This window comes from Actinopolyspora biskrensis (genome assembly GCF_013408175.1).
Taxonomy (GTDB): domain Bacteria; phylum Actinomycetota; class Actinomycetes; order Mycobacteriales; family Pseudonocardiaceae; genus Actinopolyspora; species Actinopolyspora biskrensis.
Genome location: NZ_JACBYW010000006.1, coordinates 136,954 through 162,081 on the forward strand (window position 1 = coordinate 136,954; position 25,128 = coordinate 162,081).

The window sequence follows — 25,128 nt, forward strand, 5'->3', positions numbered from 1 at the left end:
CCCCTCCGGCTGGGCCGGAGGGGCGAACCAAGTAGCGGGGACAGGATTCGAACCTGTGACCTCTGGGTTATGAGCCCAGCGAGCTACCGAACTGCTCCACCCCGCGCCGTGTTCTGCGCTGTATTTCGTTGTAGTTGATACTCTACACCGCCGGGAAGGGAGCTTCACAGGGGGGTGCAACAACCCTTGACCAACCTCCTGAACAGCCAAAACACCGCCGAAGACGCCGGACAGGCCCCAATCAAGAGAACCACTCCAACGCGAGCGCTCTGAGCCTGGGCAGTCAGCACCGCCGGAAAGACTCCGCTCCAACGCAGGTGCTTCAGCCTAGGCAACTCGGCCGACCGCGGGTTCTCAGTCGAGTGCCCGGCGAGGAAGGCCCGACGTGGCGTAGGTGGCTACTCGATGTCGGGCACCCGGAGCCGGGCGCCGACTGAGGTTCCGCCACGCAACCACCTGCGTAACCGGCACCACCGATCCCGGAAACAAAAACGCCCCTCCGGCGGAGCCGGAGGGGCGAACCGGTCGGGGCGTTCTCACCCGAACAGCGGGCGCGGACGGGTCCCCGTCCGCGCCCGCCGCGGATCATCCACCGCTGCCGGTCGCCTGCTCGTAGCTGTTCATGGCCTCCTCCAGTCGCTGGAGGGCCTGACCGATCTCACCGAAGTTGCCCGACTCCTGAGCCGAGCGGACCTGCTCGAGCGCGGCCTGCAGCTCCTGCGTCGCCTGCGCGACCTGAGGATCCTGACCGCTGCCCTGCTGGTCACCGTCCTGGTCGCCCCCCTGCTGGCCGTCACCGCTCTGGTCACCGCTCTGGTCACCGCCCTGGTCGCCGCCCTGGTCGCCACCCTGCTGGCCGCCACCGTCCTGCTGGTCGTCCTCGTTCTCCGCCGTCTGGGCATTCCTGCCCGCGCCCGGTCCGAACACCTGCTCCAACGAGCCCTTGAGGGTGTCGGCGTAGCCGACGCTGCCGCCGTAGAAGGTCAGCACCCTGGCCAGCTGCGGGTAGGAGTCCTCGTTGTTCGGCCTGATGTAGATCGGCTCGACGTAGAGCATGCCGCCCTCGACGGGCAGGGTCAGCAGGTTGCCGAACATCGCGCGCACACCGGGGTTGTCGAACAACGTCCGGTCCTCGGTGACCTTCGGCGTCGACTCCATCTGGCGCTGCACCTGCACCGGACCCGGTGTCTGGTTCTCGGTCGGCAGCTCCAGCACGGTCAACTCGCCGTAGCTCTCCGGACTCGAGGACGCGGAGACCCACGAGGAGAGGTTCTGGCGTTCCAGCGCGGTCATCGCACTGGTCAGCTGGAAGGTCGGCCGATTCTGCGTCGGCGCCTGCGCGACCACGTAGAACGGGGGCTGGTTCTCACCGGGGCCCTGGCGCTGCTCCTGGTTCGGATCGGTCGGAACCTCCCAGAACCCACGCGTGGCGTAGAAGTCCCCCGGATTGTCCACGTGGTACCGCGCCAGCAACTGGCGCTGCACCTTGAACAGGTCGGCCGGGTAGCGGAGGTGCTGGCGCAGTTCGTCGCTGATCTCGCTCTTCGGCTCGATCAGCCCGGGAAAGACGCCCTTCCATGCTTCCAGCACCGGGTCCTTCTTGCCGAACTCGTACAGCTTCACCTCGCCCGTGTAGGCGTCGACCGTGGCCTTGACCGAGTTGCGGATGTAGTTGATCTGCTGGTTCGACTGGGCGGGACTGCTGGTGGAGTCGCTGGCCGCCTGCCCGAAGGACGTCAGCTTGGAGTACGGGTAGTTGTCCAGCGTGGTGTAGCCGTCCACGATCCACTTGATCTTGCCGTCGATCACCGCCGGGTAGGCATCGCCGTCCAGCTCGAGCCACGGGGCGACCTTCTGCACCCGCTGCCGCGGGTTCCGATCGAACATGATCTTGGAATTGGAACCGATGTTCTGGTTGAACAGGATGTTGCGCTCACCGTAGTTGGCGGCGAACACGGCCCTGTTGAACCAGTTGCCGATCGCGACCCCGCCGTCTCCCGTGTAGGTGTAACGGGAGTTCTGCGTGTCGTACTCCCGCGGGTTCTCGCCCTGTTCGGCGCCGACGATCGCGTAGTCCTGGTTGAGCTGACCGTAGTAGACCCGCGGCTGGTCCACCGGGATCTCGCCCTGCCCGTCGTTGCTCACGTCGCTCATCGAGAACACCGGGTAGGACCCGGTGTCCGACCCCTCACCGGGAACGTTGCTCACCCGGTCGGCCGGAGCCGACACGAATCCGTTGCCGTGGGTGTAGACCATGTGGCGGTTGATCCAGGACCGCTGGTTGTCCGCGAGCCCATCCGTGTTGATCCCGCGCACCGCGACCAGGTAGTCCTGCAGCTCGCCGTTCTCGTCGCGGTAGCGGTCGATGTCCAGCTCGTCCGGGAACCCGTAGAAGTTGAACTGCTGCTCCAACTGGGTGAAGGTCTCGGAGAGCAGGCTCGGGTCGAGCAACCGCACGTTGGAGATCGTGCCGGTGTCCTGGGCGACGTCCTCCGGGCTCACGTCCTCGTTGCCGCCGTAGTTCTCCTTGACGGTGACCTTGTCGTCGGTGATCCCGAAGGCCTGCTTGGTGGCGTTCATGTTGCGCTCGATCGATGTGGACTCCCGCTCGTTGGCGTTCGGCTCCACCGAGAACTGCTGCAACAACGCGGGCCACAACGCGCCGATCACCAGGCTGGAAAGCACCAGCAGCACCGTGGCCAGGGCGGGGATCTGCAGATTGCGCAGGAAGATCACCGCGAAGAAGGCGAGGGCGCAGATCACCGAGATGCACAGCAGGATCACCTTCGCCGGCATCACGGCGTTCAGGTCCGTGTAACTCGCACCGGTGAACAGATCACTGCGCTGGGAAAGCAGCAGGTCCCAACGGTCGAAGAAGAAGTCGACCGCCTTGAGCAGCACGAAGATTCCGGCCAGCACCGCCAGCTGAATGCGCGCGGCCTGGGAGATCTGACCGGAGCGTCCGGCGATCTTGACGCCGCCGAAGACGTAGTGCGTGGCCAGCGCGGCGAAGAACGACAGGGTCACCGCGATGAACGCCCAGGCCAGCACCCAGCGGAAGAACGGAAGCTGGAAGACGTAGAGGCCGAGGTCGTGCCCGAAGACCGGATCCTGGCTCCCGAAGGTCTGCCTGTTCAGGAACATCTGCACCATGCGCCAGTCGCCCGTAGCGGCGAGGCCGCCGATCGCGCCGACCACGACGGGGATGCCGATGCCGAACCACTTGGAGCGCTGGGTGATCACCGTGCGATAGCGGGCCAGCGGGTCGTCCTGCCCGCTGACCGGCACGAACACCGGTCTCGTCCTGTAGGCCAGCCACAGGTTCAGTGCCAGAATTCCACCGAGGAAAACTCCCCCACAGGCGAACAGCACGATCCGGGTCAGCACGATCGTGGTGAATATTCCCCGGTAGTCGACACTACCGAACCACAGCCAATCAACGTATGTCCCGATCAGCCGTGATCCGACGATCAGTGCTACCAGCACCGCCGCGCCCAGGATCAGAAGGATCCGGCTACGCCGGGACAGTTTGGGTACTCCTACCGGCCTCGTGGCCACAGCGCACTCTCCTGGTGACGATCCGCGGGCAACGGGGCCGAGTCGCCGAGCGACCCGGACACCCGTGCGGTCAACTCTACGACCCAGCCCCCAGACACGGGGACGGTGCCCGTCGATTCGCCCTAAACGGACAAGCCGCGCCGCTTCAGGCGGAGGTGAGCCGCCTTCACCGCCGTTTCCCGCTCCCCCTGTCGCGGGTGGTCGCTCGGCGGGACCTCCCGCGGCGGCGCGAGTCGCCCGGGGGGTCGTTTCGGCGCTCGCGGCGCCGGAGGAAAACCCCGACCCGACCGGCGGCCCGGTCGGAGAGGCTCCCTCCGGAACGGAGGCTCGCGCGCCGCCCCCGGGAAAGCGGACGCACGGCGAAGCGGTGCGACGATGGGCCAATGTCGTCCGCTATCACCGATGAGATGACCGCGGCCCTGCCGACGGTCGTACGTGAAATCGAACAGTTCGTCGCCTCGGAGGGGTGGAACCGACCCGCTCGGATGTTCGCGTTGGTCGACACGACCGAACTGCTCGAGGCCGAACCGGATCTGGAGGAGCAGCTCAACACGCAGTCGCCGCTGACTCCGGTGGCGCAGGACGAGCTGCCCAGTCAGGACCTCGGGGAGGCACTGGCCGGGATCAGCTGGCCCGAACGCGTGCTCGGCTGCGCGCTGGTCCAGGAGATCGTGGTGCTTCCACCGGAGGCCGAGCAGGAACTGCCCGAGGAGGGATCCGCCGCACAGGCGGCCGCGGCCGAACACCCCGAGCGCCGGGAGGCCAGGATCGTGGCCGGGGTGCTGCGCAGCGGAACACAAACCTGCGTGCTGCGGCTCCGCAACAAGTCCCCGGAGCAGGACCCGGACGACGCGGCGGCGAGCTTCGACGACGACCCGGAGGCCGAGGAAGGCGAACTGGTGGAGGACAGCGCGTTGGCACCGAACCTGCTCAACGCGTTGCACGCCACTTTCGAGGAGTGAGAGCCCGCGAGGGGACCCCCGCGGCGGAACCACCCGCGACGGGGGAGAGCGGGGAACATCGGTCGGCCCCGGTGCGCCGTTCCACGACTCCTCGGTTCGCCGAGCGAGTCGTGGAGCGGTGGCGCGGCGTGACGACCGCCTTCCGGCGGGGCGGTCCCCCACGCCGACGGCACGTCAACAGCTCTGCGGGGACTTCCCGTTCTCGAGCGCGTTCAGGGCGTCGACCGCGTCGTCGAGCGTGCTCACCTTGATCAGCTTCATCCCGGAGGGCGCCTGGGACTTGGCCGCCGCGCAGTTGCCCTCCGGGGTGAGGAAGATCTCGGCGCCCGCTTCCCGGGCCTTGACCATCTTGAATCCGATACCGCCGATGCGGCCGACCTCGCCCGCGGGGTCGATCTCCCCCGTACCGGCGACGAATTTCCCCGCCGTCAGCTTGCCCGGGGTCAGCTTGTCCACGATGGACAGCGAGAACATCAGCCCCGCGGAAGGACCGCCCACGTTGGGGAGCCGGATGTCGATGTCGAAGTTCGCGTTGGGGCGCAGGGCCGGCTGCACCCCGAGGAAGCCCTGCTGCTTGTCGTCGGGCCGCTCACCGAGCTCGATCGTCGCTTCCCGCGGCTCCTGATCGGCGTGCTTGAAACGTATGGTCACGCGCTGGCCGGGCTTCGTGTCGGAGAGCGCGTCGATCAGCGACTGCGGATCGCTGAGCGAAGTACCGTCCGCCGAGATGAGTTCGTCGTCCGGGGCGACGACGCCTTCCGCCGGCGAGCCCTCCACCACCTGGTCGGCCACGAGCCTGGTCGGATACCCCAGGTGTTTCAGGGCCGCGGTCTCGGCCGCCGTCTGGGAGCTCCGGAAGGCCTTGGTGTTGGTGCGCTCGACCTCCTTCTCGGACTTGTCCGGAGGGAAGTACAGCTCGCGCGGAGCCAGTGCGTGGTCGCCGCTCGCCCAGAGCGCGAGCGCGTTGAACACGGACAGCTGGTCCACCACCGAAACGGTGGTCATGTTGAGGTGGCCCGCCGTCGGGAAGGTCTTCGTGCCGTCGATGCGCACCACTTCCCTTCCCTCGTAGCTTCCGAGGGTGTCGTGCGTCGGGCCCGGGCCGAGAGCCACGTAGGGCACGGGCAGGAAGGCTCCGAGCATCCCGAAGACCACGACAAGAACGACACTCGTCAGCAGGGTCCAGGTTCGGCGACTCACAGTCCGACACCCTACGTGCCACCCCTCCCCGTCCGACGGGTGACCGGAGCCGCGCCCGAGATGTCTCGTTCGTCATCAGCCGGGCGGAACCACGTGTTTCGCCGGAAGCGAACAAGCTCTCGGTCGGCGCGGGAACGCCACGAGCAGCGGCGAACGACCGCTGCCCGGATACCCCCTGAACGCTGCCGAAGCGCCGAGTCTGCCGCGGATTCCCCGAGCATCCGACCGCACGACACGCCTTCCGCGCGGGGCCCGCTCGCCTACAGTCCTCCGCGAGTTCCGCGTACGCTGGAACCATGAGTGATGTGCCCTTCGGGTTCGGCCCCCACGATCCCAACAACGAGGAGCCCGACGATCGCGACAGGGGCGAATCGTCGGAAGGAAGCTCAGGGGGCGACGCCGGATCCTCCGGAGGAACGGGGTCCTTCCCCGGCTTCGGCCCCGGGGGCATGCCCGGTCCTGGCGGCGGTATGCCGAATTTCGACATCGGCGCCCTCGGCCAAATGCTGACTCAACTCGGGCAGGCCCTCAGCCAGTCGTCGAGCGGCAGCGCGGGACCGGTCAACTACGACTTGGCCAAACAGCTGGCCCACCAGCAGCTGCAGAGCAACGAGCGGCCGACGCAGGAGCAGACCAAGGCCGTCGAGGACGGAGTACGGCTGGCCGAGCTCTGGCTCGACCCCACCACCTCGTTCCCGGCGGGAACGCACACCGTCCAGGCCTGGTCGCCGGGTGACTGGGTGGACAAGACCCTGCCGATCTGGCAACGGTTGTGCGACCCGGTGGCGCAGCGGGTCTCCGAGGCGTGGCTGGAAGCCCTGCCGCAGGAAGCCAAGCAGGCCGCGGGCCCCATAGTCTCCATGCTCGGCCAGATGGGCGGGTTGACCTTCGGTTCCCAGCTGGGGAACGGTCTGGCCCAACTCGGTGGCGAGGTGCTCACCTCGACCGAGGTGGGACTGCCGCTGGGACCCGACGGCACGGCCGCCCTGATGCCTGCCAACGTCGAACGCTTCGGCCAGGGACTGGATCGTCCCGCCAGCGAGATAACCGTCTTCCTCGCCGCGCGGGAGGCCGCCCACCACCGGCTGTTCAGCCACGTCCCCTGGCTCCGCCAACAGCTGCTCGCCACGGTGGAGGAGTACGCGCGCGGCATCCAGGTCGACACCTCCTCGCTGGAGGACCTCGCGAGCAGGATCGACCCGAGCGATCCGAGTTCGATGCAGGAACTGATGAACTCCGGCATGCTCGAGCCGAAGACCACCGACGAGCAGCAGGCCGCCCTCGGCAGGCTGGAGAACCTGTTGGCGCTCGTCGAGGGCTGGGTCGACGTGGTCGTGGCCGATGCGGTCGGGGACCGGCTGCCGGGTGCGGACGCGCTCGGGGAGACCGTGCGGCGCAGGCGCGCCAGCGGTGGCCCCGCCGAGCAGACCTTCGCCACGCTCGTCGGGCTGCAGCTGCGGCCGCGCAGGCTTCGTGCGGCGGCTTCGCTGTGGCGGCTGATGACCGAACGCTACGGAGTGACCGGCCGCGACCAGGTGTGGGACCACCCCGACCTGTTGCCGGACGGTTCCGACCTCGACGAGCCGTTGGACTTCGCCGACCGCTGGGGCCGGGGCCACGAGGACCTGGACGATCCCATCGCCGCCATCCGACGCGCCGAGGCCGAGGAGCAAGCCGCGGAGGAGAACTCGAGCACCGAGGACGACGACTCGGATGAGCGGAACCGCGGGAACGGCGAGGACGACGGGGACGCACAGCAGGGCGGCGCCGACCGCTGATCCGAAGTTCTCCGCTCCTCCCCGTCGTGGGTGGTCGCTCGGCGGAACCCCCGCGGGCCCGCGGGCTGGTGCCCCGACGTCGGGTGGTGCCGCTCCCGGCCGAACCGACACCGGAGTCGGCCGGGGACCGGGGCTCCGGGTTCCCGGCCGTCACCGGTCGGTGCAGTCCTCCTCGTCGTCCCCGTCGAGCTCCAGCTGTGCCGCCGCGGCCAGCCCCTCCAGGTAGCCGATGGCTCGCTCGGTCTTCGGGTACCTGCGCACCCAGGCCCAGAAGTCCGCCCCGTGCCCGGGCACCAGCAGATGCGTCAGCTCGTGGACCAGCACGTAGTCGAGCACCCAGGACGGGACATCGCGCAGTCTGCGGCTGACCCTTATGGTGCCCTCGCTCGGCGTGCAGGAGGCCCATCTGGTGCGCATCGGCGCCACCCACCGGATGCCCGTGGGAACCGCCCTGCCCTCCAGGTACTGCTCAGCGAGTTCACCGCACCTGTCGGCCAGCGCGGTGTCGGACTCCCGTGCCGGTGACTTGCGTCGGGTCTCGCTGCGGCGGAGTCTGCTGAGCATTTCCTCGACCCAGCGCTTCTCCTCGCTCCGGCTCATCCTGGCCGGTAGCAGCACGACCACCTTGCCGCCGTCGCGATAGGCACTGACCGTTTGACGCCTGCGCTTGCTGCGGCGCACCTCCACTTGCGGTTCGGACACGCTCCGGGAGCCTAGCTAGCCTCCTCCGGCTCCGGACGTCCGCTGTGATCCTACCCGCAGATCGACTCCGACCCGGGGCGGTCGCAACGGGCGGGACCGTCCGGAGAAATTTCGATCAAACACGCAGAGTGTTTGCGATTCGCCCAGCACTTTCACACGAACTCGCGACACTCCGAACGCATGCGCGCCGCCCCGCCCACGGGTACCTTTTGCCCAGCGTAGTCCGGACAGGCACAACGGTGCGTACCGAAGATCCGGACCTCGGGACGGCGACAGAGGAGGAAGCCTTGGCCGAAACGTACAACGGCTACTGCGTGAAGTGCCGGGAGAAACGAGACTTCACCGGCGAGATCTCGGAGACCAACGGCAGGAGGATGGCCAAGGGGACCTGTCCGGTGTGCGGCACGAAAATGACACGCATTCTCGGAAAGGCACACAACGCCCAGGGGTGACCCCTTCCACGCGGAAATCTCCCCGACCACTACTCACGGACCGGAGGGCGGCGATCGTTCCGACGGGAGTCGGAAACGCGACAACACGACAGCGCTGAGCACCTCACCCGGACTCGGGACGGGCACTCCTCCCCGCGGGAAAGAGCGAATTCGTCCGTGGCGATCTTGCACACGGCTATGCGAATACCTCTAACATGGCGGTGAGTCCGTAGGCGTGTGTTCGAAGGCCGAGCCGCCTTCGCCACCTGCCGACTGGAAGGGAGTTCCCGTGACCGATGTTCCCCGCCGGGCAGCGCAGCGTACCGCCAAGCTGGCAAGTCTGCCGCTCGGTGCCGCAGGGAGGGTGGCCGCGGGATGGGGCAAGCGGCTGACCGGACAGGACGCCGCCACGGTCAGCGCGGACTTCTCCGCGCGAACCGCCGAGCAGTTGTTCGCCGTCCTCGGACAGCTCAAGGGCGGCGCCATGAAGTTCGGACAGGCGTTGAGCGTGTTCGAAGCGGCGGTTCCCGACGAGCTGGCCGAGCCCTACCGGCAGGCACTGTCCAAGTTGCAGGCAACGGCACCACCGATGTCGGAAGCCAGCGTGCGGAGAACCCTCGACGAGCAGTTGGGCGCCGACTGGCACCGACGTTTCGCCGAGTTCGACGACTCCCCCACCGCGGCGGCGAGTATCGGACAGGTGCACCGGGCCGTCTGGCACGACGGCAGGGAGGTCGCGGTCAAGATCCAGTACCCCGGGGCCGACGAGGCACTGCGTTCCGATCTGCGCCAGCTGATGCGCTTTTCCAGGCTCTTCCAGTCCCTGCTCCCGGGGGCGGAGATAAAGCCGCTGCTCAACGAGCTGCAGGATCGGATGGTGGAGGAACTCGACTACCGCATCGAGTCCGACAACCAACGTGCGTTCGCCGCGGCTTTCGCCGACGACGAACTCGTGCGCGTTCCCGGGGTCGTCGCCAGCTCCCCCAAGGTCATGGTGACCGAGTGGGTTTCCGGTGAACCCTTCGCCGAGATCATCGAGAACGGCTCGCGTGAGCAGCGGAACCGGGCGGGCAGGCTGCTCAGCGAGTTCCACTTCTCATCCCCGGCTCGGGTCGGGCTGTTGCACGCGGATCCGCATCCGGGCAACTTCCGGCTGCTTCCGGACGGCAGACTGAGCGTGATCGACTTCGGTGCCGTGGCACGGCTCCCGGAGGGGCTGCCCACCACGCTGGGACGCATGCTGCGACTCGCGCTGGAGGACCGCGCCGAGGAGCTGATGGACCTGCTGCGCTCCGATCGGTTCGTACAGACCGACTCCGCCCTCCGAGCCGAGGACGTGCAGGCCTACCTCGGCCCGTTCGTGGACCCGGTTCGCACGGAGACCTTCCACTTCACACGCGCGTGGTTGCAGTACCAGGCGGATCGCGTCGGTGATCTGCGCAGTCCCGACTTCCGGACCGGGCGTTCGCTGAACCTGCCCCCGGACTACCTGTTGATCCACCGGGTGACTCTGGGCGCTACCGGGATCCTCTGCCAGCTCGACGCCGAGGTGGCGGCGCGGGAGATCATCGCCACCTGGCAACCCGGGTTCCTGGACTGAGCCCGGTCCGCTGTGGAAGGTTTCGCGCGAAACGTCCTTTCCGGAACCGTTCCAGGGTGACAGTTTCGCGCGAAACGCCCCCAGCAGAGTGGTCGGCAGCGTCACCCGAGGGCTCCGCCACGCGACCCCTCGCTCCAACCGAGCCGACGAGCTCCTGTCAGGGTTTCGTCCCCACGTACACGGTATCGGCGGACAGGTAGTACAAATCGTCGCGGCCGCCCGCGTAGTTCGGCCCGTCCTCGTCGAGCAGCTGGTCGAGCGCGTCGACGTCGGCCGCCGAGCACTCCGTCCACGCCGCCTCGCGCAACCAGCGCAGCCGCCGCAGGACCACGTTCAGCACCGGGCCGGTGGCCGGAGCCTGCCGGTCCACCAGGTAGCTCCACGAGGTGATCTCGTCCAGTCCCGCCCGACCCAGCGCTGTCGTCCAGCCGACCGGCAGCCGCACCGCACCGGGCATCTCCTCCCGCATCCTGCGGAACCACGTCTGCCGCGCGGCGAGCAGCCGCTCCTCCAAGCCCGGTTGTCCTACTCCGACGTCCCAGGGCAGAGTCCGCGCCCACAAACCGGATTCCACGACGACCAGCCTGCCGCCGGGCCGCACCAGCCGGGAAAGCCTGCGCAACCCGTCGAGCTGGTCCGGCAGGTGGTGGACCATCAGCGAGGCGAACACCAGGTCGGCCGGTTCCACCGAATCGCTCAGCTCCTCTGTGGCGACATCACCTCGAACACCGCGGACCCGCACGTTCTCACCCGCGGATTCGTCCGCGTGGCGCTGCGCTTCGGCCAGCAGTTCCGGCGCGGAGTCCACGAGGGTCACCAGACCGCTCGGGAGTGCCGAGGCGAACGCCGCGGCGGCCCCGCCCGCCCCCGAACCGACGTCGACGACCGATTCGCAGTTCCGCCCGCCGGAGACCAGAGCCGCCGCGAGCCGCCCGGTCTCGGCGGCGGCCAGTTCGTCCTCTTCACGCAGTTCTCGCAGGCGCGCGTCCCAGTCGATGTTGTCGTGCGAATGGCTGTGCATGCTCGAAGCCTACCGTGATCACGGGATGCCCCGGCCGAACCGACGGGGAATCCGCACGGAACACATCCGCCGCACCGGCGAAGCGAACCGTCCTCTTTTTCCGCGGACCGAACGCTTCCGGTGCATTTTCTTCCGACGCGAGTTTCCACCGCCTCGGATCCTTCGCGAACCGGCGGACCGAGGCAGCGGATTCAATTCCGCGGCAGTCGCCGTTCGGCTCTCCTCGCCGCGAAGGCGGAGACGCGTCGCCAGAATCGAACTGCCTTCAGCCGACGGGCCAGTCTCGCCTCCTCGGCCTCCTCCAGCAACCGCCGACATCGTAATCGGGCCATCTCTTCGGGGAACATTCTTCGCCTCCGCTCCTCGTTCCGTTTCGCCTCGTTCGTCCGGGCCATCCGTGCGGATGTCATGCCACTCGCCGTCCGTTCGTGGAGTTTCGCCCCGCACCGGTGTCCTCCACCGGGTGTTTGCGCGGCCTTCCGCGCGGTTTCTTACGGTTGATCACCGTCCCCTGTTCGACGATCTCACCGCCCCAGACCCCCCAGGGTTCACCACGGGAGAGAGCTCCCGCCAGACATTCGGACCTGATCGGACAGTCACCGCACAACCGCTTGGCCCTCTCGAGGTCCGACGGTTTCTCCGCGAACCACAGGTCAGGATCCCGGCGGCAGGGCAGGTACTCGTTGGTGCTCGGTGCGGCGTTGAGCAGGTCGGAAACGGTCTCGCCGTGGTTGCCGGTCTCGTCCCCGGTTACTGATGGGGCACTGCCGGTCGCCATGTGTCTTCCTCCTGATCGGTCGAATCAGTTCGTTCGTCGAGCGCTGCGGAATGTCCGTGAAGTACGAGTCGGTTCGGTACGTGGGGACACATCAAAAAGGCCGCGGACCCTCGGTGGGTCCGCGGCCGAAAAAGCACCGGCTACTCGACAAGCAGCCTCAAAAACTTCGTTCCGGCACGGACCGCCCCCGACGGGTGATCCCCGACTGTGCGACACGACGGAAGCACGGACCCACGACAGAGCCGTTCTCGTCGTGCTGGTCCCGAAGCATCCGCCACGCAGCGGTGTCCGCGAGGCCGTGGTGGCCCATCGACGCGTGAATGCCGAGCTCGCGCATTTCGAGCCACCACCTTTCCTTCGCCCGCCGCCGGATTGGACGAGTTCGTCCGGACTGCCGAAGGCAGATTATTCCGCGGGGCACACGCGGCGCAAGCGATTTTTCACACCGCTGTACCCAGCTCGAACGACAGTCACGAGATTCTCACCAGGTACCGCACGCCGCCGGGAAGCCGTCTTTTCGGCAGGATTTCACCCTGCTGGCGAGAAATCGCCACTCACGACGACCGGCTGCGGGCGCTTCAGAGATCGGCCGGGCCGTTCACCAGGGACAGCACGTCCGCACCGAACCGCTCCAGCTTGGTGGGACCGACGCCGGAAACCTTTCCGAGGGACTCGGTGTCGCCGGGACGCTGCTCGGCGATGGCGATCAGGGTCGCGTCCGAGAACACCACGTAGGCGGGGACCTTCAGCTCGTGGGCCCGCTCGGTGCGCCAGCTGCGCAACCTCGCCAGCAACTCGTCGTCCGCGTCCGAGGGGCACTTCGCGCAACGACCGATCTTGACCTCGACCGCCGACTCCAACCGCGCGGAGCAGCTCCGGCAACGCGCGACGTCCTTGCGACTCCCCCGGGCCGAGTTCGCCCGCCGAGCCGTCCCGGAGCTCTCCGATCCGCTGCCGGTGGACGCCAACCCGTTCAGGAACCGACTGCGCCGACGTTTGCGTCCGCCGCCCTGCCCCCTGGACAACGCCCAGGAGATCCGCAGATGCTTTCTGGCCCGGGTCACTCCGACGTAGAAGAGTCGACGCTCCTCCTCCACCGAAGCGTCGTCACCGTCGGCGTGCTGGATCGGGAGCGTCCCCTCCGTCAGGCCGACCAGGAAAACCGCGTCCCACTCGAGCCCTTTGGCAGCGTGCAACGAGGCCAGCGTCACCCCCTCCATCGTCGGGGGGTGCTGTGCGGAGGCACGGGCGTCCAGCTCGCTCACGTAGCGGTCCAGGTCCGCGCCCTCCACCTCGCGGGAGAGCTCGTCGGCCAGCTCGGCCAGCGCGTTCAGCGACTGCCACCGCTCGCGTGCCGCCCCGCCCTCGGGTTGCTTCTGGGTCAGGCCGACCCCGGAAAGCACCTCGCGCACCACCTCGGACAGCTCGGCTCCCTCCGTGGACCCCCTGCCCGCGGCGGTGCGCAGCGCCGCCATGGCCTGACGCACCTCGGTGCGTGCGAAGAAACGTTCCCCGCCACGTACCTGGTACGGAATCTCCGCATCGGACAGCGCCTGCTCGTACACCTCGGACTGGGCGTTGACCCGGTACAGCACGGCCATTTCGGACAGCGGGACACCGTTGCCCGCGAGCTCGGCGACCGTCCGGGCCACGGCCTGCGCCTCGGCCGCTTCGTTCTCGTACTCGGCGAAGCCCGGTTCCGGGCCGTCCGCGCGCTGCCCGACCAGGGTCAGGCCGGTGTGCGACTTGCCGGACCCCCCCACGGCGATGACCCTGTTGGCCAGTTCGACCACCTGCGGTGTGGACCGGTAGTCACGTTCCAGCCGGACCACCTCGGCCTTCGGATAGCGGCGCGGGAAGTCGACCAGCCACTTCGGGGAGGCCCCGGCGAACGAGTAGATGGTCTGATTGGCGTCGCCCACGACGGTGAGGTCGTCCCGTCCACCCAGCCACGCGTCCAGAATCCGCTGCTGCAGCGGGGTGACGTCCTGGTACTCGTCGACGACGAAGGTCCGGTACCGGGCGCGGAACTCCTCGGCCACCTCGGAGTGCTCCTCCAGCACCGCGGCGGTGTGCAGCAGCAGGTCGTCGAAGTCGAGCACCTTCGCGGAGTTCTTCGCCCGCTCGTAGGCCTCGAAGACCCGCACGAACCGCTCGGGGGCCACCGGAGCGCTCCGCCCGGTTCGGGCGGTTTCCGCCGGATACTGCTCCGGGGTGAGCAGCGCGGACTTGGCCCACTCGATCTCGGAGGCCAGATCGCGGACCGAGTCCGAATCCGTGGACAGACCGACCCGGCTCGCGGCCTGCATCACGAGGCGGAACTTGTGCTCGACCAGCGGCCAGATCTCCCCGTCCAGCGCACGCGGCCAGAAGTAGCGCAGCTGGCGGAAGGCGGCCGCGTGGAAGGTCTGCGCCTGCACACCGGACGCGCCGAGTCCGCGCAGCCTGGTACGCATCTCCCCGGCGGCACGGGCAGTGAAGGTCACGGCCAGCACCTGCTGGGGGACGACGAGACCGCGCTGGACCAGGTGGGCGATGCGGTGCGTGATCGTGCGTGTCTTTCCGGTTCCCGCGCCCGCGAGCACGCAGACCGGACCGCGCGGAGCCGTCACGGCCGCACGCTGTTGTGGATCGAGTCCTTCCAGCAGTCGCGGTCGATCGGTCATGGTGCGCATCCTCGCAGAGGCGGGAGGTTGACGGCGGTCACACCCCGCCGCGTGTGGACGTGCCCCGGCGGGGCGCCTTCCACATCCCCGGGGACCCGCCCGGTGCGGCGCTCTCGAAGAGGTACCGCACAGGGAAAGCGGGCCGCTTGTCACCACCTGCGCACCCGGCCCGGCACAAGGACGGAGCCAGCTACTCCCAGCGGAAGGGCTCCGCTCGACGCAGGTGCTCTGGGCCCGAGCACCCCGACCGACCGCGGGTTCTCCCGTGGTGCTCTCGCGAGGAAGGCCCGACGTGGTGTAGGTGGCTACCCGATGTCGGGCCTCACCGCAGCGAGAGCCCGCGAGAGGTTCCGCCAAGCGACCCGCCAAGCCGGGGGAGCCGCCGAGTCAACCAAAGGCCCAACCACGCAGCATCCGATGAGCTATGGAGATCCCGGGAGGCAGTCGCATGCCGTGCACGGGGGCGTCCGCTTCCAGGGCCCGGCGAACGCGTTCCCTGCTCACCCAGTGTGCTTCGGCGATCTCTCCGTCCGCCGGGTGCAGTGGTGCATCCGGATCGGCCACGGCGGCGAAGCCCACCATCAACGAACGCGGGAACGGCCACGGTTGACTGCCCAGGTAGCGGATGTCGGAGACCTCCACCCCGACTTCCTCGCGCACCTCGCGGCGTACGCACCCCTCCAGGGACTCCCCCATCTCCACGAAACCGGCCAGCACCGAGAAGCGTTCGTCCGGCCAACCGGCCTTGCGGCCCAGTAACACCCGGTCGGCCCCGTCGTGCACGAGGCAGATCATGGAGGGGTCGGTGCGCGGGTACTCCTCGTGCCAGCACCCGCCGCAACGGCGGGCCCACCCGCTGCGGATCCGCTCCGTACCCGCGCCGCACAGCGCGCAGTAGCGCGCACGATCGTGCCAGGCGAGCAACCCGACGGCGGTGGCGAACAGGCCCGCCTCCGCGTCACCGAGCCAGTCCCCGAGCACGCGCAGATCGCTCCAGAGGAGTTCGGAGTCACGCGCGGAGGCACGCACCCCCCAGCGGGCCCTCCCCCGGTACATTCCGAGCAGCACGACGTTCGTTCCGCTCCCGGAACCCCCCGGACCGGTCCAGGCCAGACTTCCTTCCGCGTCGACGGGGGTGCGACCGTACTCGTCCACCAGCAGCACCCTGCCGTCGCGCCACAGTTCGGCCGCCGTCTCCGGATCGTCCCGTTGGGCGTCCGAGAGCTCCACCGGAGAACGGGCCAGCAGGGGAGAACTGTCCAGCTGGAACCCTCCCCCGCTCGCGGCCCTTCCGAAGTCGATCTCCTCCGATTCCGAACGAGCTGTCACGGCAGCGCCACACCACCGAGTCCACGTAGCTGGTCGCTCAGCTGGTTCGCGTCACCGACGACCACGCCGGTGAACGCGGTGGGCATGTACCACCGGGCCGCCTCGGCGATCTGGTCCACCGTGACCGAGCGCAGCCGTTCCGGGTGCCCGGCGAGCCACTCCTGCCCCAGTCCCACGGCCGCCAGGCCGATCAGCATGGAGGCCAGCCCGGACTGGGAGGAAGTGGAGGTGAGCAAACCGCCGATGGCGTACTGCCGCGCCGACTCGACCTCGGGCTCCTTGGGAGGGTTCAGGGCGAGCCTGCCGAACTCGTAACGGATCTCCATCAGTGCCGCGGCCGTCACCTCGCTGGCCGTGTCGGCGTCGACCAGGATCGTTCCGTTGCCCGGGGTGAACTCGAAAGCCGAATGGGCACCGTAGGTGTAGCCCTTGTCCTCGCGGATGTTCTCGACCAGCCGGGAGGAGAAGTAGCCGCCGAAGATCAGGTTGGCGATCTGGAGCGCGGGGTAGCGCTCGTCGGTGCGCGGAACGGCCTGCGCCGAGAAGCGAAGCTGCGACTGCACCGCGCCTTCCCGGTGCACCAGCCGGACGTTTCCGCCCTCGACCGGAGGCAGGGCGGGGATCTCGCGGGCGCTGCTCTCCGAGCTCCAGCCGGACAGCACCCTGCTCACGGTCTCCACCGTCCGCTGGGGATCGATGTCCCCGACGAGCACCAGGGTCGCCCCGCGGGGGAGCACGGCGGAACGGTGCAGCTCGCGGACCTGATCCGCCGTCACCTGCGCGACGTCGGAGGATTGCGGCACCTCCCGGGCGAACGGGTGGTCGCCGTAGCGGTGGTTCTGCAACTCCTCGCGGGCGATCACCCTGGGTTGGGAACGAGCCACGGCGATCCGCTCGACGAGACGGTCGCGTTCACCGCCGACCTCGTGCTCGGGGTAGGAAGCACCGGTGAGCGCATCGTTGAGCACGTCGAGCAACGTGTCCATTCCGCCGGCGAGCGCGTCACCTGTGATGCTGAGGCGTTCCGGGTCCACTGTGGCCTGGAGTGTGCCCCCGACCGCGGCCAGGTCGGTGTCCATCCGGATCCGGTCCCGCCGGTCGGTTCCGGTCAGCAGGGTCTCGGCGAGCACCTCGGCTCGGGCCGGATGCATCGGATCGTCGCCCGCGAACGGGATGCGGAGCCGCAGTTCGACCATGGGCACGGCCCCGTGCCTGGCCGCTATGACGCGCAGTCCGTTGTCCAGCACGGTGTCCACCGTTTCCGGCTGCCACCCCTGGCGCGGTTCGGCCAGTCCGGGCAGCGGCCGGGGACCCTGCTCGGTGCGGCCGATCCGCTCGGCACTGCGATGGGTAGCGCTGGTCATGCCGCACCTCCGTCGGAGTCGCCTGTCGGTTCGATTTCGAGGACGGCCCGTGTCTCCGGGCGCAGGGCCTTGGCCGCCGAGGCCACGTCCTCGGTGGTGATCGCGCCGACCCGGCCGGGAAGCTCACCGACCAGCTCGGCCCTGCCGTGCAACAGCTCGGTGCTGCCCAGGTCCAGGGTTCGCGAGATCAACCGGTCGTGGTCCCGGTACAGCCCGGCCGACCACCTGGCGGTGACCCTGGAGAGCTCCTCGGGGGTGGGCCCCTCGGTCGCCAGCCGGTCCAGCTCCGAGTCGATGGCCTCCACCACCCTGTCGGTGGAAACCTCCGGACTGTGGACCGCGGTGACCGTGAACGTGTCCGGGTCGCGCGCGTCGAGCGGGGCCCCCATCAGCCCGGCCCCGGCCTGGACGTCGACGACGAGGGAGTCCCGGTAGACCAGGCGCTGCTGCAACCGGGAGGCGTCCCCGTCACTGAGCACCTCTCCCAGCACCACGTCCGCCAGGTAGCTGTCGAGCTCCCCCACCGGGTCGGGCAGCCGGTATCCCAGGGCCACCGCGGGCAGCGGCGCGTGGGGGTCCTGCTGCCGATCGCGCCGCTCGCTCTCGAGGAGGGGCTCGGCGAAGGACGGGCGCTCCGGGACCGAGCGAGCCGGAACGTCCCCGAAGTGCTTGTGCACCAGTTCGGTGGCGTGTTCGACGTCGATGTCGCCCGTTATGGTCAACACGGCGTTGCCCGGCGCGTAGAAGGTGTCGAAGAACGCAGCGCAGTCGTCCACGGTCGCGCGTTCGAGATCGGTGAAGTCACCGTAACCGTTGTGCGCGTTGGCGAAGCTCGAGTACAGCACCGGCGGCAGGAGGATCCAGGGGAACCCGCCGTACGGCCGGTTCAGCACGTTGAGCCGGATCTCCTCCTTGACCACGTCCACCTGGTTGCGCAGGTTCTCCTCGGTCAGCCGCGGCGCGCGCATCCTGTCCGCCTCCAGGAACAGCCCGCGCTCCAGAGCGTTGGAGGGAAGCACCTGGAAGTAGTCCGTGTAGTCCTGGTGCGTCGAACCGTTGAAGATACCGCCGGAGCCCTGTACGTGACGGAAGTGGGCGAGTTTCTCGAGGCTCTCGCTGCCCTGGAACATCAGGTGCTCGAACAGGTGCGCGAATCCCGTCCGCCCCTGCGGTTCGGAACGGAATCCCACGTCGTAGTGCACGCTGATGCCGACCACCGGAGGCCCGCCGGGTTCGGTTGATCCCGGTTCGGCGTTCGGAGCCAGCACCACGCGCAGCCCGTTGGGCAGGGTAACGCGATGTGGTTGCGGTTCGACCATGTCCTCAGCCTACGTGCGTCCGGCACCCTCGCGGTGAGCACCCTGGTGACCACTCGTCGTGATGGACCTCGAACGATTCGTCGCCGAGGGACCTCCTTCCGGGAAGGCGCCTTTCCGCCGGTGCGAGCGAACATTCGAACCGGGACCGCGGGCGGCGCCCGCACCGCCTAACCGGAGGTCCCGCGGCTGCCGCCCGCCAGCATCAGCACGTATCCGGCACCGGAGACGGCGGCGAGCACGCACAGCACCGTGCCCGCTCTGTTGTCGAAGCCCACGAGCCCCGTCCCGCCCGGCCCGTCACCCCGCTCAGGCGGCCGAGCGTGGAACTCCCCGCTCGGCCGAACGGGCACGCGCACGTCCAGCCTGCTCCCCTCGGAGTGTCCGCAACCGTCGAACGGGACACGCAGTTGCCGCCCTTCGACACCGACCCGCACCAGGTCCCGCGCGCCGGGTGCACCGCAGGAGGCCGAACGGACCACGGTCGCCGTCGTGGTTCGCCACTCCCGCGCACCGCTCCCGGAGTCCAGGACCGGCCAGCGGGCGAACGCGATCGCGGTCACGCCGAGCGCCCCGAGCACCACCAGGGTCAACAGCACCGATGCCGAACCACGCCCTCGCCCCACAGTGTGATACTGCCAGACCCGATTTCACCCGTTCCGGGGACGGATCACTACAGCGTGTGCTACGGGGCGGGCAAGCGCTTGCTCGGTCCGGGGCGGCGCCGGGCGAGCCGGCGAAGCCGCTCTCCGCCACCCGCGCAGCCGGCACCGCCGCGGGTTCCAGACGTGCGGTCCACTCCGGCGCACCCAGCGCCGAAAATTCCACCTCGGCGACCGGCACCGCCGGGCAGACCGAGCCGCCGCCCCTCTTCAACGCAGTGAACGCACCTGCCCGGGACGGGCGAGCACGTCGTCCAGCACCGAGACCAGCATCGGGAAGTGCTCCCGGAAACGACGCATATCGGGCACCACGTGGCCGGTCCGTTCCACGAGTTCGCCGTACCAGTACAAACCGGGCGTGCCGTCGGCGGCGGGATCCAGCTCGGCGAACTCGCCCAACCAGCGCTCGGTCTCACCGAGCACCACCGCGTACGGCAACGAACGGGAGAAAACCATCTCGCGGTCGGTCAACGGGATCGAGTCCGCGGACGCGCTCCGCAGGTAGTCACGCAACCCCCGAACCTGGGCGACCAGGGAGCTCCCACGCTTCGTCCGGGCGGGCATGATCCTGGCGCCGAAGGTCAGGGCGACCCCGCCGACCAGCACGCCGATGCCGAGCAGCGCGAACGAGGTCGTCAGCGCCAGCGCCGCGGTCAGCACGACACCGCAGGCCGCGACTCCGAGACCGATCCACCAGAAGAGGTTCCGCTCCGAGTCGGGCCTGCGCGAGAACCAGCGCTGCGCGACCACATCGGAGTACATCCGATCACGAACCTCGGTCAGGTCGGGGGCGCTCCCGCTGCGCAGCTGGGAGACCATCACCTGACCCCGTTCGGCGCCGCCCGCTCCGAACAGCATCTCGTGCACCGCGCGCTCGTAGGAGCGCAACGAGTCGTCCGGGGGATTCAGCAGCACGATCCGCCAGTCGCGCCCCTGCTGCTCCCCGGGGACCTCCTCGATCCACAGGTAGTTGCGCACGGCCAGGTCGATGATCGTCGCGGTCACGTCCACCACGTCGACGTGCTCGTCGATGACGGTGCCGACCTGCCCGGGCAGCACACCGTCCGGGGACGCGAAACGCACATTGCCCTGTTCGTCGGTCATCAGCACGTCGACCGGCCCGACATCACCGCTGCTCACGCGCGCGTCGCGCCCTCTCGTGTACCAGAGCAGACCGAATCCGCCGATCACCAGCAGCCCCAGCGCGGCCAGCGCCGCCGCCACCGTCGGACTCAGTTCGAAGGCATCGTCCAGGCTGAACGTCTCGTCGAACTCGGCGTTGGCCGGGACCGTTCCCTCCGGCAGGTCCACCGAGAAGTCGATCCGGTCCCCTTCGGCCAGCTCGGTGTGCTCGGCCCTGGGACCTCGTGTCGTGCCGATCCGGAAGCTGGTGCACTTGCCGTCACTGCCGACGGGACCCGCTCGGCAGTCGATGGAGCGGGCCGGTTTCGGGGCTATGAAGGAGATCCGGGTCCGCTGGACGGACACGTCCCAGCCGCCGGAAGCACGCCAGTCGACCTGCTGGGTGCCGCCCCGGGGGTCGCCGACGGCACCGACCACCTGGTACTCCACAGTGGATTCCCCTGGCGGCAGCGTCAGTTCGAGCTGCTCGTCGGTGACACGTGCGCTTCCCGGCCCGCTCACCTCGGCACCGCGAATGTCGAACACCCGGTCCACGTCCTCGCCCGCGGCCTGGCGCAACGGGACGGTGCGATGCACCTCGCCCCCAGAGGGAACCGTCACGCGTTCCGTGACGGACAGCTTTCCGTCACGTTCGAGCTTCAGGGAGACATCACTGGTCACCCCGTCTTCCGCCGCCCGGGCGACGGCCGATTGCCGCACCTGGGGTAAGCAGCCCATCAGGACCGCCAATGCCAGCACGGCACAAGAGAACAGGAACCGTTTTTTCAACACGCCACGAACGATAGCGAACAGTGGGTAGTGTTTTTGCCGAATTCGCTTCAAGCGCAGGGGGAAACACGATGAAGGTGTCGCGATCAACTCGCGACCAGACGCTCTTACGTCCTTTTGGAACTCACAACGGAGCTCCGAGTGGCCGGCCGGGCAGCCGTCACGTGGGTCGGCGCCTCGCCGCGTTGCAGGGCACCTCGAGCAGCGGACCACGCCACGTGCCCTGCCGCCTCGCGATGCGTCCGACTCACGCACCGGAGCCACGAGCTCCGCGGGGGCTGAGCACCCGAGCCGGACGAAGCCCTCTGTCGGAAGTTCCCAGGACCGTACTGTTCGGATGGGAGGTGGAGCGGTGACGCCTCCGCGGCAACCGCCGGATCAACCGTGGCCGTCGGGAGGCCCCCCGAATCCGCCGGGGCCGGAACAGCACCGCAGGCCGACGTCGCCACCGATGGCCAGGCCTCTTCCGCAGCATCCCGCCCAGGGCCCCGGGCCCGGGCCCCAAGCGCCCGACCCGCGGGCGCGGCCACCCGGACCACATCGGGCAGGACCACAGGCGCATCCGAACGCCCCCGGCCCCGGGTACGGCCCACCTCCTCCGCAGGCCCAACCGCCACCGCGGCCGGCACCGCCTCCACAGCAGGTGATGCCCCCGCCGGGAGTCGCGCCCCCGGGCGCTGTCCACCCCGGAACTCCGCAGCGCTTCCAGGGTCCCGTGCCGCCGGGACACCGAGGCGCCGCACCGCCCCGCAAGCGGACCAGTCCGGCGGCGATCATCATCCCGCTGGTGTGCGGTTTTCTGCTGCTGATCGTGATGCCGATGGGAATAGCGCTGGCCTCGCTCACCTCGGGGACGAGCGCCTCCGCCGGAAGCGGGTACGACTACAGCACCTACGAGTACGGCGAGAACGAGGACATCGGCGGCACGGAAACCGGGGAGAGCGGTACCGGACACCGGGACACCACGACGCCCACCGGAAGTGACCGGTCGGGCACGGCTGCCTCACCGACCACCTCCGCGACAGGACCGGAACCGGTGCGCGAAACAGCGGACAACCCGATCGCCACAGCATCCGTACCGGTCCCGGACGTGCGATGCGACCTGCCCGAGTGGCAGACCGACCCACAGGCGTCGCAACGCTTCTTCCGCGCGGCGCTCCCGTGCCTGAACGAGGCGTGGAGCAGCGTGCTGAGTCAGGCGGACCTGCCGTTCGAACCCCCCGAGCTCGCCTTCCCCGGCGGAGGCAGCTGGTCGAGCCCGTGCGGTTCGGTCGCGAAGTCGGAGAACGTGTCCGCCTTCTACTGCGGCAGCAACCAGACCATCTACATGCCGTTCGCGGGGCTGCAGACCGATGTCTACGGAGAACAGCCCGGTATCTACCTCGGGGTCTTCGCCCACGAGTACGGTCATCACGTCCAGCAGCTCTCCGGCATCATGACCGCCTGGCAGAACGAGGCGTACGAGACCGGGGGGTACGAGACGCCCGAGGCCCTCGCGTTGAGCAGGCGCAGCGAGCTGCAGGCCCAGTGCTTCGCCGGGCAGTACCTCGCCAGCGCCGAACGAACGAACTCGCTGAGCACGCGAGCCGCGTGGAACGGGGTCCAGGACGGGTACAACCGCGGGGACCGGGGGAACCAACCGCGCGATCACGGCAGTCCGCAGCACTACGGCAGCTGGTTGGAGGCGGGCTACAAACGCAACAACACCAGCGAGTGCAACACCTGGGCGGCGAGCGCGAGCGACGTGAGCTGAGGATCCACTGTGGAATGAACCGCGCAGCGGGCCGAGTCGCTCGCGCGGACGGGAAGCGGCTTGCCCGCTTCCCGGACGACCGCTGACGTGATGCCGCGGACGAGAGCTCACGACTGGAGTCCCGCGCGAGCGGCCGAGGTGCCGGTCACCCGAACCGGCACCTCGGAAGCATCGCGGGGCGGCGCGAGCAGCGGTGAAGCTACTCGCCCCCTTCGCCGTGCCGGGCCACATCCTGCTCCGCTATCAGGACGTCGGTGCAGTCCCGGCAGGTCGGGGCCTGGAACCAGTCCAGCTCGTTGGGCTCGGCCATCGCGCACAGCACGCCGCACACCGAGGTTCCCGCCGGATGTCCCTCCCAGCGCTTCCCGCGGAACGCATGGCGAGTCATCCGGGACTCGACACGACTGCTCACCGGCAGCCAGTAGTGATGTGCTCCCACGCCGATCACGACTTCCAATCCGGCCGAGCGATCGGAAGTTTCAGGTAAGCCGTGAAGCACTCCTCGCAGAACGGCCGGGTGTGCCACATCTGGTACCCCCGGCGGTCCCTCACTTCCGGCGCGAACACGGGGGAGTGCCCTCCGAGGACCTCCACCTTCCCGCCCTCGGCGGGAGGCTCGCGCAACGTCGCGTGCTGCCTGGTGCCGTCTTCCGGGGTGATCCAGAAAACCTGGGTGCGTTCCATCGAGTGCGCGGTCACCACTTTCCGTTCCGTGCCGGTTCACGCGATTCGCCGGGCGGCACAGCACCACCGCACGGCGCTGTGTCGCCCGTCACTCCCGAATATCGGCAGGGCTACGGCTGGGACCCAGATCACGACGGTGTTCATCTGTTCGCCCGTACGAGGCCACGGGGAAGCACCGCGTGAGCGCTCGACTCCTCCCGTTCCGTCCGAGCGGCCGACGAGGGTCCAGTGGCAGGGGGCGCGGCGGCCGATCGGCTCGGACGGACTTCAGGAGCTCGCCACCTTCTTCACGTACAGCAGACGATCCCCCTCCTCGATGGCGTCGGCCTCCGGGGCGTCCACCCGGTAGAGCTGCCCGTCCCGGACCAGGCCCAGCACGATGTCGGAAAGGTGCCGGGGCGACCCCCCGACCTCGGTCTTGTCGACCTCCCGCTCGGCGATGGCCAGCCCGAGATCGGGGCTGAGCAGGTCCTCGAACATCTCGACCACCGAGGGGGTCGAGGTCGCCATCCCGAGCAGCCTTCCCGACGTCTCGCTGGATATGACCACCGAGTCGGCACCGGACTGCCGGAGCAGGTGAACGTTCTCGGCCTCCCGCACGGCCGCGACGATCTGCGCCTTGGGTGCGAGTTCGCGTGAGGTGAGCGTGACCAGCACGGCGGTGTCGTCGCGGGGCGGGGCCACCACCACAGCCCTCGCTCGCGGGATGCCCGCCACCCGGAGGACGTCCGAGCGGGTACCGGAACCGTTGACGGTCACCAGACCGAGCGAGGAAGCCGCTTCCAGCACAGCTGGGTCGGTGTCGACCACTACGATGTTGCCCGCTTCGACCCCGTCTCCGAGCAGCGCGGTCACGGCGGACCTGCCCTTGGTGCCGTACCCGATGACGACCACGTGGTCGCGCACCCTGGACCTCCAGTGTTGGATCTTCAGTGCCTGACGAGAGCGCTCGGTGAGCACCTCCAAGGTGGTGCCAACCAGCACGATCAGAAACAGTACCCGCAGCGGGGTGATGACCAGTACGTTCACCACCCTCGCAGAGGTCGAGACCGGGGCGATGTCACCGTATCCGGTCGTCGACAACGAAACGGTGGCGTAGTAAAGGGCATCCAGCACACTCAACGGAGTGCCGTCCGTGTCGCTGTATCCGCCCCGGTCGAAGTAAACCAGCAGCACGGTGATCGCGAGAGCGAGGCTCGCCCCGATGATCCTGCGTATGATCGACTTGACGGGACCGACGGCGGTGGCCGGCATGCGGACCACCCCGACCAGCGCGTGATCCGGTCGGTCGGTGAGTCGATCGGTCAGGGTCGATTCGGAGCGGCGGCCGGGCAACGAACGTCCGAATCGCGTGGTTCGGGTAGCGTGCTTGTCCACGAGCGAGCACCGTAACGCCTCGTTCCCGGACCGGAC

Annotated in this window: 19 protein-coding genes and 1 tRNA gene; 5 read left to right on the forward strand and 15 right to left on the reverse strand. The window is 68.8% G+C overall.

Features of this window, described 5'->3' with window-relative positions:
* Positions 1–32 precede the first annotated feature (32 nt).
* Both FHR84_RS16330 and FHR84_RS16335 read right to left on the reverse strand, forming a co-directional pair.
* A tRNA-Met gene (locus FHR84_RS16330) sits at positions 33–106 on the reverse strand.
* 479 nt (positions 107–585) lie between these two features.
* Positions 586–3,558: a UPF0182 family protein gene (locus FHR84_RS16335; protein ID WP_179536398.1), complete on the reverse strand. Its 2,973-nt coding sequence runs from the start codon at positions 3,556–3,558 to the stop codon at positions 586–588.
* A gap of 383 nt (positions 3,559–3,941) precedes the next feature.
* Between FHR84_RS16335 and FHR84_RS16340 the strand changes: the two genes are divergently transcribed.
* Positions 3,942–4,520 (forward strand): PPA1309 family protein, encoded by a 579-nt coding sequence (locus tag FHR84_RS16340; protein WP_179536399.1) that lies wholly within the window; start codon positions 3,942–3,944, stop codon positions 4,518–4,520.
* Between the two features lie 174 nt (positions 4,521–4,694).
* On the opposite strand, the gene FHR84_RS16345 is transcribed toward FHR84_RS16340, so the two are convergent.
* Entirely contained in the window at positions 4,695–5,720 is a 1,026-nt protein-coding gene (locus FHR84_RS16345) for a PDZ domain-containing protein (protein ID WP_179536400.1), read from the reverse strand.
* Positions 5,721–6,016: 296 nt separating this feature from the next.
* Here FHR84_RS16345 and FHR84_RS16350 point away from each other — a divergent pair, with 296 nt between their 5' ends.
* Entirely contained in the window at positions 6,017–7,498 is a 1,482-nt protein-coding gene (locus FHR84_RS16350) for a zinc-dependent metalloprotease (protein WP_179536401.1), read from the forward strand.
* A 150-nt stretch (positions 7,499–7,648) separates the two neighbouring features.
* Here the strand turns inward: FHR84_RS16350 and FHR84_RS22965 are convergent, their stop codons facing one another.
* Positions 7,649–8,200: a YgjP-like metallopeptidase domain-containing protein gene (locus tag FHR84_RS22965; RefSeq protein ID WP_179536402.1), complete on the reverse strand. Its 552-nt coding sequence runs from the start codon at positions 8,198–8,200 to the stop codon at positions 7,649–7,651.
* Positions 8,201–8,487: 287 nt separating this feature from the next.
* On the opposite strand from FHR84_RS22965, the gene FHR84_RS16360 reads away from it, so the two are divergent.
* Together FHR84_RS16360 and FHR84_RS16365 are read left to right on the forward strand one after the other, a co-directional pair.
* Positions 8,488–8,652 carry a DUF5679 domain-containing protein gene (locus tag FHR84_RS16360; protein ID WP_169336111.1) on the forward strand — a complete coding sequence of 55 codons (165 nt, stop codon included), beginning with the start codon at positions 8,488–8,490 and terminating at the stop codon, positions 8,650–8,652.
* Between the two features lie 268 nt (positions 8,653–8,920).
* On the forward strand, positions 8,921–10,231 hold the full coding sequence (locus tag FHR84_RS16365; RefSeq protein ID WP_179536403.1) for an AarF/UbiB family protein: 1,311 nt from the start codon (positions 8,921–8,923) through the stop codon (positions 10,229–10,231).
* 157 nt (positions 10,232–10,388) lie between these two features.
* On the opposite strand, the gene FHR84_RS16370 is transcribed toward FHR84_RS16365, so the two are convergent.
* The 8 genes from FHR84_RS16370 to FHR84_RS16405 form a co-directional block, all read right to left on the reverse strand.
* Positions 10,389–11,252: a class I SAM-dependent methyltransferase gene (locus FHR84_RS16370; protein ID WP_179536404.1), complete on the reverse strand. Its 864-nt coding sequence runs from the start codon at positions 11,250–11,252 to the stop codon at positions 10,389–10,391.
* A gap of 406 nt (positions 11,253–11,658) precedes the next feature.
* On the reverse strand, positions 11,659–12,030 hold the full coding sequence (locus FHR84_RS16375; protein ID WP_281361368.1) for a WhiB family transcriptional regulator: 372 nt from the start codon (positions 12,028–12,030) through the stop codon (positions 11,659–11,661).
* Between the two features lie 578 nt (positions 12,031–12,608).
* Positions 12,609–14,696 carry an ATP-dependent DNA helicase UvrD2 gene (locus tag FHR84_RS16380; RefSeq protein WP_179536405.1) on the reverse strand — a complete coding sequence of 696 codons (2,088 nt, stop codon included), beginning with the start codon at positions 14,694–14,696 and terminating at the stop codon, positions 12,609–12,611.
* Between the two features lie 387 nt (positions 14,697–15,083).
* Positions 15,084–16,025, reverse strand: coding sequence for an NAD(+) diphosphatase (nudC, locus tag FHR84_RS16385; protein ID WP_179536406.1), 942 nt, complete (start codon positions 16,023–16,025; stop codon positions 15,084–15,086).
* Positions 16,022–17,389, reverse strand: coding sequence for a M16 family metallopeptidase (locus FHR84_RS16390; protein WP_179536407.1), 1,368 nt, complete (start codon positions 17,387–17,389; stop codon positions 16,022–16,024). Before FHR84_RS16390 ends, nudC begins: the two co-directional genes overlap by 4 nt.
* Positions 17,386–18,708: a M16 family metallopeptidase gene (locus FHR84_RS16395; protein ID WP_179536408.1), complete on the reverse strand. Its 1,323-nt coding sequence runs from the start codon at positions 18,706–18,708 to the stop codon at positions 17,386–17,388. The genes FHR84_RS16390 and FHR84_RS16395 overlap by 4 nt, the downstream gene beginning before the upstream one ends.
* A gap of 167 nt (positions 18,709–18,875) precedes the next feature.
* The gene (locus FHR84_RS16400; protein WP_179536409.1) at positions 18,876–19,331 is read right to left on the reverse strand and encodes a hypothetical protein; all 456 of its coding nucleotides are present in this window, start codon (positions 19,329–19,331) and stop codon (positions 18,876–18,878) included.
* Positions 19,332–19,577: 246 nt separating this feature from the next.
* Positions 19,578–21,281, reverse strand: a complete 1,704-nt coding sequence (locus tag FHR84_RS16405) for a DUF2207 domain-containing protein (protein WP_343075304.1) — start codon at positions 21,279–21,281, stop codon at positions 19,578–19,580.
* A gap of 784 nt (positions 21,282–22,065) precedes the next feature.
* On the opposite strand from FHR84_RS16405, the gene FHR84_RS16410 reads away from it, so the two are divergent.
* Positions 22,066–23,031: a neutral zinc metallopeptidase gene (locus FHR84_RS16410; protein ID WP_179536410.1), complete on the forward strand. Its 966-nt coding sequence runs from the start codon at positions 22,066–22,068 to the stop codon at positions 23,029–23,031.
* Between the two features lie 199 nt (positions 23,032–23,230).
* On the opposite strand, the gene FHR84_RS16415 is transcribed toward FHR84_RS16410, so the two are convergent.
* The 3 genes from FHR84_RS16415 to FHR84_RS16425 form a co-directional block, all read right to left on the reverse strand.
* Positions 23,231–23,419 (reverse strand): hypothetical protein, encoded by a 189-nt coding sequence (locus FHR84_RS16415; protein ID WP_218863010.1) that lies wholly within the window; start codon positions 23,417–23,419, stop codon positions 23,231–23,233.
* A 56-nt stretch (positions 23,420–23,475) separates the two neighbouring features.
* A complete protein-coding gene (locus FHR84_RS16420) occupies positions 23,476–23,730 on the reverse strand; it encodes a hypothetical protein (protein WP_179536412.1) in 255 nt (84 codons plus the stop codon).
* A 252-nt stretch (positions 23,731–23,982) separates the two neighbouring features.
* The gene (locus FHR84_RS16425) at positions 23,983–24,969 is read right to left on the reverse strand and encodes a potassium channel family protein (RefSeq protein WP_343075315.1); all 987 of its coding nucleotides are present in this window, start codon (positions 24,967–24,969) and stop codon (positions 23,983–23,985) included.
* Positions 24,970–25,128 lie beyond the last annotated feature (159 nt).